This window comes from Vibrio sp. 1874 (genome assembly GCF_033344395.1).
Lineage (GTDB): Bacteria > Pseudomonadota > Gammaproteobacteria > Enterobacterales > Vibrionaceae > Vibrio > Vibrio alginolyticus.
The window spans coordinates 1-1,534 of the sequence record NZ_JAWPOR010000074.1 but is presented as its reverse complement, the minus strand read 5'-3'; the positions used below and the strand labels follow the sequence as shown (position 1 = coordinate 1,534).

The 1,534-nt window shown below is 45.8% G+C and carries 2 protein-coding genes; one reads left to right on the top strand and one right to left on the bottom strand.

The window, feature by feature from the left end; genetic code table 11:
• The coding region (hemE, locus tag R8N46_RS24630) for a uroporphyrinogen decarboxylase (protein WP_318189703.1) at nt 1–1,004 on the top strand (1,004 nt) is incomplete at its 5' end.
• 219 nt (nt 1,005–1,223) lie between these two features.
• Here hemE and R8N46_RS24625 read toward each other — a convergent pair.
• Nucleotides 1,224–1,534: uracil-DNA glycosylase family protein (locus tag R8N46_RS24625; protein WP_318189702.1), on the bottom strand; the 311-nt coding region annotated here is incomplete at its 5' end.

Below are 1,534 nucleotides of genomic sequence, written 5' to 3'. Positions count from 1 at the left end.
CAGTATGGATGATGCGTCAGGCAGGTCGTTACTTACCAGAATACAAAGCTACGCGTGCTCAAGCGGGCGATTTCATGTCTTTGTGTAAGAATGCGGAGCTGGCGTCTGAAGTAACTCTTCAACCACTACGCCGTTTTCCTCTTGATGCAGCGATCTTGTTCTCTGACATCCTAACTATCCCAGATGCAATGGGTCTGGGTCTGCGTTTTGCTGCTGGTGAAGGTCCGGTCTTCGATAACCCAATTACTTGCAAAGCCGACGTAGAGAAAATCGGTCTGCCAGATCCAGAAGGTGAACTGCAGTACGTAATGAATGCCGTGCGTCAAATCCGCAAAGATTTGAATGGTGATGTACCTCTACTTGGTTTCTCTGGTAGCCCATGGACGCTTGCGACTTACATGGTTGAAGGTGGTAGCTCTAAGGCCTTCACGAAGATCAAGAAGATGATGTACGCAGAACCTCAAACTCTGCATCTTCTGCTGGATAAGCTAGCAGATAGCGTGATTGAATACCTAAATGCACAAATCAAAGCCGGCGCGCAGTCAGTTATGGTATTTGATACATGGGGTGGCGTTCTGACTCCTCGTGATTACAACCTGTTCTCATTGCAATACATGCACAAGATTGTGGATGGCCTGATTCGCGAAAATGACGGTCGTCGCGTACCTGTTACGCTATTTACTAAGAATGGCGGTATGTGGCTAGAGCAAATCGCAGCAACGGGTTGTGATGCAGTTGGTCTAGACTGGACGATCAATATTGCTGATGCGAAAGCGCGTATCGGCGATAAAGTGGCACTGCAAGGCAACATGGATCCATCTATGCTTTACGCTTCACCTGAGCGTATCCGTGAAGAAGTAGCGGGTATCCTAGAAGGTTTTGGTGATGCTGGTACAGGTCACGTATTCAACCTAGGTCATGGCATCCACCTAGATGTGCCGCCAGAAAACGCGGGTGTGTTTGTTGAAGCGGTACATGAGCTATCTAAGCCTTACCACAAATAATCTCGATTTATTGAAATCCAATACCGGCCATCAGTGCCGGTATTTTTTTACCTGAAATTTGAATTGTACAGCTTAGTAAGCATTTGGCCTGTCATGATCTAATTACTATCTAAGCTGTACAATAAAAATTAAAGTCAATTATAAACAATGACTTAAATTTATGTTGTTTGTGTTTCAATTTTCTTGTTCAGATTAACCAGCAATTAGATCATCGGTAACTCAAAGCATCGAGTGAACGCGCTGTTGGAGATAGGGAACGACTTCCGACTCAAACCATGGATTCTTCTTTAACCACAGCGTATTGCGTGGGGAAGGGTGTGGTAGAGGAATAAACTCAGGTTCCCAATCTTGCCATTGCTGAACGGTTTGCGTGAGAGTTTTGGGCTTGTTGGTGAGGTAGTACTGCTGAGAGTACTGACCAATAAGCAGAGTCAACTCTATATTGGGGAGCTGTTCGAGAATCTTTTTGTGCCATGTAGGAGCGCACTCTTTTCTCGGTGGCAGATCTCCCGAGTTACCTTTACCCGGAT